Consider the following 13,616-nt stretch of genomic DNA (forward strand, 5'->3'; position numbering starts at 1 on the left):
CGTGACCGGGTCCCTTCCGCTTGCGGGCCGGATGCCCCCGCGCTTGAGTGGGTTTCGATTCCCTGCGCATGAGGAGCTGTCATGACGGTGCCGTTCGGCTCATCCTTTAGTTCAAATGATCCGTTCAGCGAGCTGCTGAACAGGTTCTTTGGTATGTCACCGGCGTCGTCGCCCCCGGCCGTGCAGCGCGTTCCGATCGGACGGCTGCTGACGGAATCCTCACAGGAGCTTTTGAACCTGGCAGCGCAGCGGGCGGTCGAGGACGGTACGGACGATCTCGACACCGAGCACCTTCTGTGGGCGGCCACTCAGGTCGACCCCGCGCGAAGTCTGCTGGCCCAGGCGGGGGCGAACCCCGACACCCTCGCCTCCGAGATCGCCAGGGTGTTGCCCCGGGAGTCCGGCGAGCCGTCCGCGGAACCGGGCCTTACGCCCGCGGCCAAGCGCACCCTCGGCACCGCCTACGCCCACTCGCAGGCGGCCGGTGTGTCGTACATCGGCCCCGAGCACATCCTCAGCGCGCTGCTGGCGGACCCGGACAGCGGCGCGGGCCGACTGCTTCGCGCGGAGGAGACGGACGTACCGAAGCTGCGGGGGCTCACGGAGCAGGCGGCCCGCTCGGAGGGTTCCCCCACCGAGGCGAAGAAGCCTGCCACGACACTGGAGGAGTTCGGGCGGGATCTGACGGACGAGGCGAAGGCGGGAAAGCTGGATCCGGTGGTCGGCCGGTCCGAGGAGATCGAGCAGACCGTCGAGATCCTCTCGCGGCGCTCCAAGAACAACCCCGTGCTCATCGGCGAGCCCGGTGTCGGCAAGACCGCCATCGTCGAGGGGCTGGCGCAGCGGATCGTGGCGGGGGAGGTCCCCGACACCTTGAAGGGCAAGCGGGTCGTCGCGCTCGACATGTCCGGCATGGTGGCCGGGGCACAGTACCGAGGCCAATTCGAGGAACGGCTGAAGAAGGTCATCGAGGACGTCCAGGCCGCCAGCGGCGACATCATCCTCTTCATCGACGAGCTGCACACGGTCGTCGGCGCCGGTGCGACGGGCGAGGGCTCGATGGATGCGGGCAACATGCTCAAGCCCGCCCTGGCGCGCGGCGAGCTCCATGTCGTGGGCGCCACGACCATCGACGAGTACCGCAAGCACATCGAGAAGGACGCCGCCCTGGAGCGCCGCTTCCAGCCGGTGCTGATCCCGGAGCCGACGGTCGAGGAGACGGTGCAGATCCTGGAGGGGCTGCGCGACGCGTACGAGGCGCACCACCAGGTCCGCTTCGCCGACGGGGCGCTGACGGCCGCGGCGGAACTCTCCGACCGCTACATCAGCGACCGCTTCCTCCCCGACAAGGCCATCGACCTGATGGACCAGGCGGGCGCCCGGGTGCGCCTGCGCAGCGCGGGCCGCTCCACCGAGGTCGTCAGCCGCGAGGACCGCATCGCCAAGCTCAGGCGCGAGAAGGACCAGGCCGTCGCCGCCGAGGACTTCGAGAAGGCCGGCGAGCTGAAGCGGGAGATCGCCGAGGTGGAGGGCGAGCTCGCGGGCGTCGAGGAGCGCCGCGAGGGCGTCGTCTCCGTCACCGCCTCCGACATCGCCGACATCGTCTCCCGGCGTACGGGCATCCCGGTCTCCCAGCTCACCGCCAGCGAGAAGGAGAAGCTGCTCAAGCTGGAAGAGGAGATGCACGCCAGGATCGTCGGCCAGGACGAGGCGGTCACCGCCGTCTCCGAGGCCGTACGCCGCAGCCGTGCGGGCATGGGTGACGCGAACCGCCCCGTCGGCTCGTTCCTCTTCCTCGGGCCCACGGGTGTGGGCAAGACCGAGCTGGCCAAGACGCTCGCCGAGCTGCTCTTCGGCGACGAGGACCGCATGATCCGCTTCGACATGAGCGAGTTCCAGGAGAAGCACACCGTCGCCCGGCTCGTCGGTGCCCCTCCCGGCTACGTCGGGTACGAAGAGGCCGGCCAGCTCACCGAGAAGGTCCGCCGCCAGCCGTACAGCGTGCTCCTCTTCGACGAGGTGGAAAAGGCCCACACCGACGTCTTCAACGCGCTGCTCCAGGTCCTCGACGACGGCCGGCTCACCGATGCCCAGGGCCGTACCGTCGACTTCCGGCACTGCGTCGTCATCATGACGTCCAACATCGGCGCGCAGCGCATCCTCGCGCACGAAGGCAATGTGTCCGAGATCAAGGACCAGCTGATGGAGGACCTGCGGGCGCGGTTCCTGCCCGAGTTCCTCAACCGCATCGACGACATCATCATCTTCCACGGCCTCGGCCAGGAGGACCTGTCGAGGATCGTCGATCACCTGCTGGACCAGAGCAAGCGCCGCGTGCACGCCCAGGGCATCGACCTGGAGGTCACCGAGGCGGCCAAGAAGCTCCTGGTCGCCCACGGGTACCAGCCGGAATTCGGTGCCCGCCCGTTGCGCCGCACCATCCAGACGGAGCTCGACAACCGCCTCGCCTCCCTGCTGCTCAGCGGCGAGGCCGACCCCGGTGACACGATCGTCGCCGACGTGCAGGACGACAGCCTGCACTGCACCGTACGCAAGGGGACGGCGAAGGACACCCAGGGCGCACAGGGCGACGAGAGCGCGGAGGGCGACGAGGGGGCTTCTGGGAGCACGCCCTGACCGTTCCGGCCGTTGGCTGCCTTCGGCGCCGTCAGTCGTGGACAGCCACCGTCAGCAGCCGTCACCCCCTGGCGTCGCCTTTCTGCGACCCGCCCAGCAACACCACCGTCGCGCTCGCGCGCCCATTGGGCGTGTCGTAACTGACGGGCTGAGGCGTTCCGCCCGGGTGAGTGCAACGCGAGTCGCCTCGCGGGAGTGCACGCCCCGGCATAGCCTGATCGAGAATGTCGTATCTCGGCCCATGCCCCCGGGGCGAAAGGGTGACACGCGTGACCACCTCGGAAGAGCAGGAGAAGCGGGAGCCTCGCGTGGGACCCGAGCCGCAGGGGGAGCCGCACTTCGAGCCCTACCACCACCCCGCCGCGGCCTGGGGAGCCGCCAAGAGTGTCACCGGTTTCCTGGTGCGCGAGGGTGCGTACACGGACGGGCCGCGGGCCATTCTCAAGATGAATCACGAGAACGGTGGCTTCGACTGCCCCGGATGCGCATGGCCGGACGACACCAAGGGCCTGCACCTCGACATCTGCGAGAACGGCATCAAGCACGTCACCTGGGAGATGACCCGCAAGCGGGTCGGCCGGGAATTCTTCGCGGCCCACTCGGTGAGTGAGCTGTCCGAGTGGAGCGACTTCGCGCTGGAGGACCAGGGCCGGCTCACCGAGCCGATGGTGTACGACCCCGAGTCCGACCACTACGTCCCCATCGGCTGGAAGGACGCGTTCGAGCTGGCCGGCCGCGCCCTGCGCGAACTCGACAGCCCGCATCAGGCCTCGTTCTACACCTCGGGCCGGCTCGGCAACGAAGCCACCTTCCTCTACCAGCTGCTCGCCCGGGAACTGGGCACGAACAACCTGCCCGACTGCTCCAACATGTGTCACGAGGCCAGCGGCCGCGCACTGCAGGCATCCCTCGGCACCGGCAAGGGCACCGCCGATCTCAAGGACTGGGAAACCACCGACGCCCTGTTCATCATGGGAGTCAACGCCGCCTCCAACGCACCCCGAATGCTCACCGCGCTCGCCGAGGCCTACCACCGCGGCGCCCAGATCGTGCACGTGAACCCGCTGGTCGAGGCGGCCGCCACCCGCACCATCGTCCCGCACGACTTCATGGACATGGCACTTTTCAAGTCGACCAGGACCAGCACCCTGAACCTGCAGCCACGCATCGGCGGCGACATGGCACTGCTGCGCGGCATGGCCAAGGCGGTCCTGGAGCAGTCGGGCACCGACCCCAAGGCACTGGACCAGGAGTTCATCGACCGCCACACCGCGGGCTTCGAGGAGTACCGCGAGCTGTGCGAGGCCACGCCATGGGAGGAGATCGAGCAGCAGTGCGGGCTCGGCCGCGCCGACATCCTCAAGGCGGCACGGGTCTACCGCGACGCCGACCGCTCCATCGTCAGCTGGTGCCTGGGCGTGAGCCAGCACGAGCACGGCGTGGACACCGTCCGCGAGATCGTCAACCTGCTTCTGCTGCGCGGAAACCTGGGACGGGAGGGCGCCGGACCTTCCCCCGTACGCGGGCACAGCAACGTACAGGGAAACCGCACCTGCGGCATCGACCACCGACCCACCCAGGAGTTCCTGGACCGCCTCGCCGAGGTCTGCTGCATTGATCCGCCGCGCGAACACGGCCTGGACACCGTCGGCACCATCGAGGCGATGCACCGCGGCGAGGTGAAGGTGTTCTTCGGCATGGGCGGCAACTTCGCCCTCGCCGCGCCCGACACCCCGTACACGTACGCGGCGCTGCGCAACTGCGACCTCACCGTACAGGTGAGCACCAAGCTGAACCGCAGCCACCTCGTCCACGGCCGCCAGGCCCTCATCCTGCCCTGTCTGGGACGCACCGAGAAGGACCACCAGACCCACGGAATCCAGAGCACCTCCGTCGAGGACTCGATGAGCATGGTGCACCTGTCTGTCGGCATGAAGCGCCCCGCCTCGCCGCATCTGCTCTCCGAGCCCGCCATCCTCTCCGGCATCGCCCGTGCCGCCCTCCCCGGCAGCGACACCCCCTGGGAGTGGTACATCGAGGATTACGACCGCATCCGCGACACCATGGCTCAAGTCCTGGACGGATTCGAGGACTTCAACCGCCGCGTACGTCTGCCGCTGGGCTTCCGCATCAAGCAGCCCGCGCGCGAACTGGTCTTCCGCACACCCTCCGGACGCGCGGAGTTCTCCGCCGCACCGCTGCCCGACGTGATCCCCGCCCCCGGCACACTGGCGCTGGGCACCATGCGCTCCCACGACCAGTGGAACACCACGATCTACTCCGACAACGACCGCTACCGCGGCATCAAGAACCTGCGCACGCTCGTCTTCATGAACGCGGACGACATGCGCGAGCGCGGTATCTCCGAGTTCGACCCGGTCGACATCACCAGCACCGCCAAGGACGGCAGCAAGCGCCACCTCAACGGCTACCTCGCCATCCCCTACGACATGCCCCGCGGCTGCGCTGCCGGCTACATGCCGGAGATGAACGTGCTGCTGTCGATCCGCGACTACAGCACCCAGAGCGATCAGCCGCTCATGAAGCACCTCAAGGTCACCGTCGAACCGGCCACCCGGAATGGCAGCCGTCAGCGGGCGAGCCGTTCCAGCAACACGTAGGCACGCTGCTCCGCGGTGGCGAGCTCGGTGGGGTCGACCCCCGCCCGCCACAGCTCGCCCGCCGCGGCGTTATCGGCCTCGCGCAGCTCCACCACCGCCGCGGCCGGCTGCGTCTGCACAACGGGGAACCACGGCTCCAGCCGGTAGGTCGGCGCCTGTTCAGCGCGCCCGGCGCTCCATGCACGCGACCAGCGCACGCTCCGCACGGACCGCCGCATGGTCGTGAGCCACCAGCAGCGTACAGAGCAGTGCGACGACGATGCCGAAAATGCTGCTCAGCGCCCGGGCCTGGACGAGCGCCCCGGCGGGTTCCGGAGCGACCAGGTCGGTCAGCAGCAGCGCCAGCGGCATCGGAAAGACGACGCCGAGGCTGTCTGTCCTACGTTTTCGGCACCAGCATCCTGGCCACCGCCATCAATCTCGCTGCCGGGATCGTCACCGGTTGAGGAACCGCTCTCGATCGACGATTGCACGGTCGATCTCGCCGGAGGCGACCAGGTCGCCCGAGTCGTCGACCGCCTGCACGCGGAAGGTCAGCCGTCGGCCGGACGCGGCGGCCGGCGGCTCGGTGACGATCTCCACCTTGCCACCCACCCGCGTGGCACGCGTGTGCTCGATCCGGACCGCGGTGCCCACGGTCGTCTGACCCGTTCCGATGAACGGTTCGGCGGCCCGCACGGTGTCCGCCTCCATCCAGGCGATGAGCCGCGGCGTGGCGAGCACCGGCACATCGCCGCTGCCCACCGCCACCGCGGTGTCGACGTCGGTCACTTCATGGCGCATGACCCCACGCTAACCCGGCGCCCACGCGACGTGCTCACGGACCTGCCGTCGCGGCTCGGGGCGTCCCATCGGATCGACCGGTCAGAGGCGAGGGCCGACGTCCGAGTGCTGGGCGGGGCAGGGACTTCGCTGAGGCCTCGCCCAGCAGCCTGCCTTTCGCCCGGAAGCCGTCAACCGCCCCGGGAATCCTCGCTGCGCTGCGGCAACACGACCGCCGCGACCGCCGACGGAGACCCTGAAGTGGGCTGGCTGATGATGATTCTCTTGCGGCTCCGAGGACCCGGCTCAACGGTCGGTGGAGAGCATCCATATTGCGATGGCCATGAATGCGATGCCGCCCACGGAGCTGGCGACGAGGTGCCCAACGCGCTTGGAGGAGATATCGAGTCGTGCGGTCTTCGGGGCGCCGGGGAGGTAGAGCACCGGCGCCTGGCCGCCGACAGGCAGGCCCTTGACCCCGGACGACTGGGCCTGGAACTCGTGCGGGCCTCCCTGCGCATCGACGAAGTTGACCACTGCGAAAGTGGTGTGCCCTCCCTCGCTGGAGCTCTTGCGGCGGTGGCGGACCACCAGGCCCTCGGTGCGGATCCCCTCATGGCGGAGGCGTCGCTGGAGCGCGGCCTCCCGGATGCCGAACCCGATCACGACGGGACCCATCAGTAGAAACAGCACCGCCAACCACAACATGGTCGCCTCCTTTCCTCCGCGTTCCACGGCTCTGCATACGTCTCCTGCGCCAAGGGGGGACGATACAAGCCGTTGCTGTGGTCTCTGATGGGGGCTGACCTGCGGCGGAAGACTCGGCTGCGCACGTGCCTCGGTGGTGCGTGGCATCGTGCGACAAGGCATGACAGATCACTCCGCCGCGGCCGACCGCGGCGAAAAGCCGGCCCAGCGGGGCTCGCGGCCCAGCGGCCTACGAGCGTAGTGGCGCCCGCAGCAGTGGGCGTTTGTCGGTCGGGGTGCTGATGCCCAGGGCCATGGCGTCGGTCATGGGCAGGCCCACGGCCAGCTGCATCGACATGGTGCGGGTGCCGCCTGCGATGAAGCTGCCGGCGGGCATCCGGCTGCCGTCGGGCTGCTCCAGCCAGACCATGTAACGCTTGCCCTGCGGCAGGCCGGCGATGTCGAGGTGCACCATCGTGCCCCACCCCTTGCCCTCGACCGCCGCCGACGCCTGTACGCCCGCGGGCTGGGCGGTGAAGGACACGGGTCGGCCGCCGGGGGAGGCAGCCTCGTGTGCGACTACCGCTCCTGCCCCGAGGCACACTGCCAGCACGGCGGCCGCGAGCATTCGTGCCCTGGGACGACGGCTTCGGGTCCGCTCCTTGGCAATCTCCGTGAAGATGGCGGATTGCAGAGAGGCGGGAGGGGGTGGGGAGGGTTCGGCGACCCGATCGGGGTCGGCCTGGCCCAGCGCGGCGGCCACGCCGCGCAGTTCACGCAGTTCGGCGCGGCAGTCCAGGCAGCCGTCGAGGTGCGCCTGCACCGCCACGGACTGGACGGAATCCAGCCGCCCGAGGGAGTACATGCCGAGCAGGGTCCGGTTGTGCCGACACTGGTCAGTGTTCACCCTGCCACCCCATTTCCTCCATGACGAGTTTGAGCGCTTTGAGTGCGTAGTAGACGCGGCTGCGGACCGTGCCTTCCGGGATGCCCAGCTGATCCGCGACCTCGGCGGCGGGCCGATCGCGCAGATGGACCTCCACGAGGACCAGACGGTGCTGGTCGGAGAGTCTGCGCAGGGCCTCCTCCACCTGCAGCCCGACCAGCAGCTGCTCCAGCGGTTCATGGACCGGGGTGTCGGCCGGAGCGGCGTCCTTCGGGTCGGTGTCCGCGGACCGGGGCCGGACAGCCCTGGCGCGGTGGGCGTCGATGACGATGTTGCGGCAGATCGAGAAGAGCCAGGTGCGCAACGACGCCGTCGCCGGTTCGTACCGGTCGGCGGACCGCCAGGCCCGCAGGAACGTCTCCTGCACGACCTCCTCGGCCACCCCCGCATCGCTCAGCGAGCGACGGGCGAAGGCGAACAACTCCTCGGCATGTTCCTCGTACGCCTCGCGCAGCACCACTTCGTCGTCGAGCCGACCTCTTCGCTTGCGCGGAACCGGCCGCAGCATGGCACCACCTCCCAGCACATCGTCACAGCGCCAAATCCCCGATCTCACAGGGGTATACGAGCCGGCCCGCCGAAAACTTCACCACCTCACCCACCTCCATCCCTGTGACATGTCACACACCCAGCGTTGGTGAAGGTGCGCCGCGCAGGGCCCGTATCCCCCATTGGTTACTCATCCTCAACAGCTGCGAACGGAGAGTTGCGATGCTCAGCGGGACGGTCATGGCGATGGTGGGCCGGCGGACGGGCGTGGCCCTGGCGACGGCGGTCGGCGGAGCCCTGTTGCTGTCGGCCTGCGGCGGTGGCGGGTCGCAGGAAGGGCAGAAGCAGGACGACAAGCCCGCGAAAAAGCCCTCGGCCTCGGCGGCGGCCGGCGGCGACACCCGGCAGGCCGAACTGGCCTCCCGGAAGACCGGCCTCGGCACGGTGCTGACCGACGGCAAGGGCTTCACCCTCTACACCTTCGACAAGGACTCCGACGGCAAGTCGGCGTGTGCCGGGAAGTGCGCCGACCTGTGGCCGCCGACGACCGGGACACCGCACCCCGCCGAGGGAGCGGAACTTCCCGGCAAGCTCGGACACTTCGAGCGCGCGGACGGCACCGTCCAGGTCTCCTACAACGCAAAGCCGGTGTACCGCTTCGCGAAGGACACCAAGCCCGGCCAGACCACCGGCGACGGTGTCAAGGGCGTCTGGCACGCCGTGAAGCTCGACTCCGGCAAGTGACGGGGGAGGAGGGAAATGAACGAGGACAACGGGACGGCGACGCCCCCTCCCTCACCCCGGCCGGCCCCGACGCCGGCCCTGAGCCGGCGCGCCCTGCTCGGGCTCGCCGCTACCGTCGGCGTCGGCGCGGCGAATGTGGGCGCCTTCGCGTACGCCGCCGACCTGCTCCCTGAGGACAGACTGACCCCAGCCCGCTTCGTCGACCGCTTCGAGCGGGTGGCCGGCAAACACACCGGCTTCCGGCGCAACCACGCCAAGGGCGTGAGCGTCTCGGGGCATTTCGTCGCCCGCGGCGGGCGCGAAGTGTCGAAGGCCGCGGTGTTCGAGCCCGGGCGGACCACCCCCGTGACGGGGCGGTTCTCCGTCTCCGGCGGCGCGCCCGACGTCGCCGACGCCAACCCCCTGGTACGAGGGCTCGGCCTGCTCTTCGACCTGCCCAACGGAGAGCAGTGGCGCACAGCCATGATCAACACTCCGGTCTTCCTCGACAGCACGCCTCAGGGCTTCTACGACCGGATCCTCGCGGCCAAGCCGCTGCCCGCCACGGGAAAACCCGACCCGCGCAGGATGGCCGACTTCCTCGCCGCACACCCGGAGACCGCCGCGGCAATGGCGTACAACAAGAAACACCCGCCCACCTCCGGCTTCGACGACAGCACCTTCTACGGCCTGAACGCCTTCCGCTTCACCAACGCGGCGGGCACCACCGTCCCCGTGCGCTGGTCGCTGACGCCGTTGCAGCCGACCGGACCGGGCAACACGGGCGAGGGGAACGATGCGGACAAGGCGCCAAGCAAGAACCACCTGTTCGACACACTGATCGCCAAGCTTGCCGAGGGGCCGCTGCGCTGGCGGCTGATGCTGACGGTCGGGCACTCCGGCGATCCCACGCACGACGCCACCCGTCCCTGGCCCGCCGACCGGAGGAAGATCGACGCCGGGACGCTGACCCTCGACGCGGTACACACCGAGGCCGAGGGGAACGGCCGCGACGTCAACTTCGACCCGCTCGTCCTGCCGGACGGAATCGCGGGATCCGACGATCCACTGCTCAGCGCCCGTTCGGCCGTCTACTCCCAGTCCTACAAGCGCCGCGCAGGCGAGTCCAAGCAGCCCAGCCCCGTCGACGTCTCCAAGGTGCTGCAGTGAACACACCCACCAACAACCAGACACACCACCATGTCGACGGAAACACACCAGGGGAGACGACGGAGGGTGGCCTCGGCGAGACGGCGGCCGCACCGAGGTTCACACCGTTCTCCCGGCTGCTGCACTGGGCGATGGCGGCAGCGGTGATCGCCATGCTGTTCATCGGGGTCGCCATGGTGACTTCCCCCGCTCACTACGCCGAACTGCGTTCGCTCCACCAGCCACTCGGAACGCTGATCCTCGCCCTCGTCGTACTGCGTTTCGTCAACCGGCTGCTGCACCGGCCACCGCCCCACCCCCCAAGCATGGGCCCATGGGAACGGATCGCGGCGTCCGGCTCCGAATACCTCATGTACGCCCTGATGTTCGCGCAGCCGCTCGTCGGCTGGGGCATGGTCTCGGCGGCCGGCACACCCGTCGACCTGTGGGGACCGCTGCACCTTCCGGCACTGCTCCCCGCCGACCAGGACCTGTACGCGGTGCTGCGGGAGACCCACACACTCCTGGCGTATCTGCTGTTCGCGCTCTTCACCGCACACATGTGCGCGGTGCTCTTCCACACCCTCGTCAGACGCGACAGGCTCCTCAGCCGCATGGGATTCGGACGCGCCCCTCGATCGGAGGAATGACCTGGGCGGGGGTGGGGGCCACGGTGCCGCTCCGCCCCGGATCCCGAACTCGGAAGAGCCGGTGAGCCAATCGGGCTCGTCCGGCAGATCTGCGACGACGTCGAGGACTGTTTCGAGGACCACCACGAACCCATCGGCGACTTCATCGCCGGTCGCAACAGGCTTCCCGAACTGCTCTTCAAGTCCGCGGAAGACAATCACGAGGAGATTCTGACGTTCACGTTCCTGCGTCAGGAACGCTACCGAGAAGCCAGGGCGCTGATGCTGACCGGCAGTGTCCGGGCCGCCGCCGGTGACTACTGTCTCCGCGAGCGTCAGGCAGTGGCCGGCGCGGCCGCCGCGCGCTACCTGCGTCCATCGGGACCGATGCTGAGATCGTGACCTCCCGTCTGTGACAGCCGGCAGGCAGAGTACCCAGCTCGGCTGCCGTGCGCGACGGACGGTGTGGCAGTCGAGGGTGAGTGGATCATTGAGACCACCGGTCGGTCACAGAGAGTGATGTGAGTGTGAGTGAGGAGGACTTGCAGGCCCGGCCCGAGCCAAGCCGATCGGCCGGACGAGGGCGCAGTGGTGGCCCGTCCTTGAGACGTAGGACCGCGCCGAGCGCGTCCTTCTCGTGCGGAGGAGCACGCTCGCACCGGCTCGGGGATGCGGTGGTGGAAGTGATGAGAGGCGGGTGAGCGAGTCCTTGGTCGCCTTTGGCGTGTTCACGCCCTACCGCCGTCACTTGCGTCCCTGCACCCTGCTGCTGCGGGACCAGCGACACATGGGGGCATGATGGCCAAGCACTGGCGCAGGGGGCACTACCGGAACGGAAAGTGGATCAAAGGCGGCTGGGTGGGCGGCAGCAACCCCAAAGCGGGCTGCCAGATGTGGATGCTCGGCACCATCGCCCTCGCCGCGGCGCTCCGCGTCGTCCGAGGAAGTCAACGCAGGCCACAGGCTTGACGCGGGGAGGGCCCTGCCTGGGTGGAACAAGACTCTGTACCGGCGCCTGCCGGAGACCGGGTCACGCGCGGACGGCAGAACACCGCTGCCGTCCTCTCCCCGGCAACCCAGAACGCTGTATCCGAACCCAGGCAGTGAGCACCGGCTTGCCTGATCCCGGCAACGGACATCGGCGGGCCTCTCGACTACGGGAACCAACTGCCTCACCCGGTTGCCGGCCAGGGCCCTGCACCGCTTCCTCCGCCGCCACAGCGCCATGGCCGGACACCGCGGCGTTCTGGCCTGGGTGAGCCAGGCTGCCAACGACAGAAAGAGCGTACGGGCACGTCCTGGGCGCCGAGGCTGTTCACCCCGGGGGGCGAGGCGCATGGGTGGCAGCGGTTCACCAGCCGAGGCTGGGACTGGCTTCGTTCGGTTCGAGCAGCAAGGTTTGTCCACCACTCTGAGAGGCGACGGAGGGGCGGAGCCCCCACAGATGTTCACGAGAGCTGACTTCACTCTCGACCGAGGAGTCTCACCCGGCCCATGGGGCAACGGCAGCGATAATGCGTTGTCGGTCTCAGCTGGGCTGCGGGAGCATCCGGTGCATGGAAGAGCCGGTCGAAAGCCTCAGTTCTGGTCAGGTTGAGTTGCGCCGGTGGCGCATGAGCGATCCGCCAAGATGAGGCCGTCAAGTCATCCGTCCGGCCTCCCAGGTAGTGGTACGGCTTCAGGCGGCAGCGCGGTCCTTCAGTCATCTGCGGCGCTCCACCCCGCGGCCCTGCGCCGACTCGATGGAGGTATTCGAAAACGGCCGGGGCGCTTCGCTCCACCGGCTTGGCCCTTCAGGGAGCGGAGAGCGATTCTTGGGCACCGGCATGTAGGTTCGGGCCATGACTGGTGACTGGCGGATGGACCGAATCGGGGCGGCTCTGCGGGGTGAAAACCCAACCGTCCTGCGGCGGTTGACGTCGGGGTTCGCGGTGATCGGCGATGTTCAGTTTCTGCCGGGCTACTCGGTTCTCCTCGTGGACGACCCCGATGTGCAGCGGCTGTCGGACTTGCCGAGGGCCAAGCGGCTGTCGTTCCTGTCCGACATGGACCAGCTCGGCGAGGCTGTTGAGCGGGCCTGCCGGCGGCTGGACCCGGCTTTCAGGCGGGTGAATCTGGAGATCCTGGGGAACACGGACCCGTTCCTGCATGCGCATGTGTGGCCGCGGTTCGAGTGGGAGCCGGCCGAGGTGGTGGGCGCTCCGGTGTGGCTGTATCCGCGTGAACGGTGGGGCGACGAGCAATTCAGGCTCGGCCCGCAGCATGACGTGCTGCGGGAAGCGATCGGCAGCGAACTGGACCAGCTGATTGTGCCGGCCGGCCGCCCCGACTGAGCTTCTTCTTCCCGTTGGCGGCGTGGCCCTTCTTCTCCGGGATGACGGCTCTGATCGCGCGTTGACGCAGGTGGACGCGGTTGCTGCGAGATGATTGGGCCTTGTCCCCGGAGACTGTGTCGGGCTGGGGGCGGGGGCGGCCGACCGGTCCGCGGACCCGTCGAGGGCCAAGCACCGTCTGATCGATGCGCACCGATCGGAGCCCCGGGGCGCGAGGCGGAGCCGAACCCGCCCAGTCAGCAGGCGCGACAGGGCGGGTCCGTTGCCGTCAAAGGCTGCTGGAACCGGTGCGGTCAGCGTGTGAAGGCGTTAGGGAATGGCGAAGCTGAGACCCACGGTGACGTTCGACTCTCCGGGGCCAAGGGTCAGAATGGACGGACCTTGGCAGTCAGGCCCTTCGTAGACCCAGACAGGCATGTCTGTTGCGTTGTTGATGCGGGAAAGGGCCTCGGTGACTCCGAGGGTGTAGCAGTCGCCGGGGTTTTCGTAAGGGGTCTGCGCACCCGTGAGCAGGTTTTGCACGGTCAGTGTTCCGGTGGCCGCGTACGCAGAACTTGGCACGGTGAGGGCCAGGGCTCCCGCCATGGCGAGCGTGCCCAGGGTGGCGGCCATGTGTCGTCGTCGCTGCACGTGACTCCCT

The 13,616-nt window shown here is 68.8% G+C and carries 13 protein-coding genes and 1 pseudogene; 6 read left to right on the plus strand and 8 right to left on the minus strand.

Annotated features, from left to right (window positions below; all coding sequences use genetic code 11):
* The first annotated feature begins 81 nt into the window (after positions 1 to 81).
* Both ABZ840_RS08260 and ABZ840_RS08265 read left to right on the plus strand, forming a co-directional pair.
* Positions 82 to 2,637: an ATP-dependent Clp protease ATP-binding subunit gene (locus ABZ840_RS08260; RefSeq protein ID WP_361555172.1), complete on the plus strand. Its 2,556-nt coding sequence runs from the start codon at positions 82 to 84 to the stop codon at positions 2,635 to 2,637.
* 224 nt (positions 2,638 to 2,861) lie between these two features.
* Positions 2,862 to 5,258, plus strand: coding sequence for an FdhF/YdeP family oxidoreductase (locus tag ABZ840_RS08265; RefSeq protein WP_361555175.1), 2,397 nt, complete (start codon positions 2,862 to 2,864; stop codon positions 5,256 to 5,258).
* On the opposite strand, the gene ABZ840_RS08270 is transcribed toward ABZ840_RS08265, so the two are convergent.
* From ABZ840_RS08270 to ABZ840_RS08295, 6 genes are all read right to left on the minus strand, one after another.
* Positions 5,228 to 5,377: a hypothetical protein gene (locus ABZ840_RS08270; RefSeq protein WP_361555178.1), complete on the minus strand. Its 150-nt coding sequence runs from the start codon at positions 5,375 to 5,377 to the stop codon at positions 5,228 to 5,230. The two genes, ABZ840_RS08265 and ABZ840_RS08270, sit on opposite strands and share 31 nt — an antisense overlap.
* Positions 5,378 to 5,417: 40 nt before the next feature.
* The gene (locus ABZ840_RS08275; RefSeq protein WP_361555181.1) at positions 5,418 to 5,609 is read right to left on the minus strand and encodes a hypothetical protein; all 192 of its coding nucleotides are present in this window, start codon (positions 5,607 to 5,609) and stop codon (positions 5,418 to 5,420) included.
* Positions 5,610 to 5,693: 84 nt separating this feature from the next.
* The gene (locus tag ABZ840_RS08280) at positions 5,694 to 6,041 is read right to left on the minus strand and encodes a thioesterase (RefSeq protein WP_361555184.1); all 348 of its coding nucleotides are present in this window, start codon (positions 6,039 to 6,041) and stop codon (positions 5,694 to 5,696) included.
* 285 nt (positions 6,042 to 6,326) lie between these two features.
* On the minus strand, positions 6,327 to 6,728 hold the full coding sequence (locus ABZ840_RS08285; protein WP_361555187.1) for a DUF3592 domain-containing protein: 402 nt from the start codon (positions 6,726 to 6,728) through the stop codon (positions 6,327 to 6,329).
* 229 nt (positions 6,729 to 6,957) lie between these two features.
* Positions 6,958 to 7,614 carry an anti-sigma factor gene (locus ABZ840_RS08290; protein WP_361555190.1) on the minus strand — a complete coding sequence of 219 codons (657 nt, stop codon included), beginning with the start codon at positions 7,612 to 7,614 and terminating at the stop codon, positions 6,958 to 6,960.
* Positions 7,604 to 8,161, minus strand: coding sequence for a sigma-70 family RNA polymerase sigma factor (locus ABZ840_RS08295; RefSeq protein WP_361555193.1), 558 nt, complete (start codon positions 8,159 to 8,161; stop codon positions 7,604 to 7,606). Before ABZ840_RS08295 ends, ABZ840_RS08290 begins: the two co-directional genes overlap by 11 nt.
* Before the next feature lie 203 nt (positions 8,162 to 8,364).
* On the opposite strand from ABZ840_RS08295, the gene ABZ840_RS08300 reads away from it, so the two are divergent.
* From ABZ840_RS08300 to ABZ840_RS08315, 4 genes are all read left to right on the plus strand, one after another.
* Positions 8,365 to 8,886 (plus strand): hypothetical protein, encoded by a 522-nt coding sequence (locus ABZ840_RS08300; protein WP_361555196.1) that lies wholly within the window; start codon positions 8,365 to 8,367, stop codon positions 8,884 to 8,886.
* Between the two features lie 15 nt (positions 8,887 to 8,901).
* Positions 8,902 to 10,035 (plus strand): catalase family peroxidase, encoded by a 1,134-nt coding sequence (locus ABZ840_RS08305; protein WP_361555199.1) that lies wholly within the window; start codon positions 8,902 to 8,904, stop codon positions 10,033 to 10,035.
* Positions 10,032 to 10,664, plus strand: coding sequence for a cytochrome b (locus ABZ840_RS08310; RefSeq protein ID WP_361555202.1), 633 nt, complete (start codon positions 10,032 to 10,034; stop codon positions 10,662 to 10,664). Before ABZ840_RS08305 ends, ABZ840_RS08310 begins: the two co-directional genes overlap by 4 nt.
* 1,820 nt (positions 10,665 to 12,484) lie before the next feature.
* A complete protein-coding gene (locus ABZ840_RS08315; protein ID WP_361555205.1) occupies positions 12,485 to 12,976 on the plus strand; it encodes a diadenosine tetraphosphate hydrolase in 492 nt (163 codons plus the stop codon).
* Here the strand turns inward: ABZ840_RS08315 and ABZ840_RS08320 are convergent.
* Positions 12,957 to 13,130 (minus strand): annotated as a pseudogene (locus ABZ840_RS08320) (IS5/IS1182 family transposase); the annotation flags it as partial. The gene ABZ840_RS08315 and the pseudogene ABZ840_RS08320 sit on opposite strands and share 20 nt — an antisense overlap.
* Before the next feature lie 155 nt (positions 13,131 to 13,285).
* A complete protein-coding gene (locus tag ABZ840_RS08325) occupies positions 13,286 to 13,588 on the minus strand; it encodes a hypothetical protein (protein ID WP_361555208.1) in 303 nt (100 codons plus the stop codon).
* Between the last annotated feature and the right edge of the window lie 28 nt (positions 13,589 to 13,616).

The sequence above is a fragment of the Streptomyces sp. NPDC047117 genome (assembly GCF_040643545.1).
Lineage (GTDB): Bacteria > Actinomycetota > Actinomycetes > Streptomycetales > Streptomycetaceae > Streptomyces.

What these genes read in the sequence shown, in the direction of transcription:
- ABZ840_RS08265 (WP_361555175.1), top strand. Translation starts at nt 2,862, where the DNA reads ATGTCGTATCTCGGCCCATGCCCCCGGGGCGAAAGGGTGACACGCGTG.
- ABZ840_RS08325 (WP_361555208.1), bottom strand. Translation starts at nt 13,588, where the DNA reads ATGGCCGCCACCCTGGGCACGCTCGCCATGGCGGGAGCCCTGGCCCTC.
- ABZ840_RS08260 (WP_361555172.1), top strand. Translation starts at nt 82, where the DNA reads ATGACGGTGCCGTTCGGCTCATCCTTTAGTTCAAATGATCCGTTCAGC.
- ABZ840_RS08275 (WP_361555181.1), bottom strand. Translation starts at nt 5,609, where the DNA reads ATGCCGCTGGCGCTGCTGCTGACCGACCTGGTCGCTCCGGAACCCGCC.
- ABZ840_RS08300 (WP_361555196.1), top strand. Translation starts at nt 8,365, where the DNA reads ATGCTCAGCGGGACGGTCATGGCGATGGTGGGCCGGCGGACGGGCGTG.
- ABZ840_RS08305 (WP_361555199.1), top strand. Translation starts at nt 8,902, where the DNA reads ATGAACGAGGACAACGGGACGGCGACGCCCCCTCCCTCACCCCGGCCG.
- ABZ840_RS08295 (WP_361555193.1), bottom strand. Translation starts at nt 8,161, where the DNA reads ATGCTGCGGCCGGTTCCGCGCAAGCGAAGAGGTCGGCTCGACGACGAA.
- ABZ840_RS08315 (WP_361555205.1), top strand. Translation starts at nt 12,485, where the DNA reads ATGACTGGTGACTGGCGGATGGACCGAATCGGGGCGGCTCTGCGGGGT.
- ABZ840_RS08285 (WP_361555187.1), bottom strand. Translation starts at nt 6,728, where the DNA reads ATGTTGTGGTTGGCGGTGCTGTTTCTACTGATGGGTCCCGTCGTGATC.
- ABZ840_RS08280 (WP_361555184.1), bottom strand. Translation starts at nt 6,041, where the DNA reads ATGCGCCATGAAGTGACCGACGTCGACACCGCGGTGGCGGTGGGCAGC.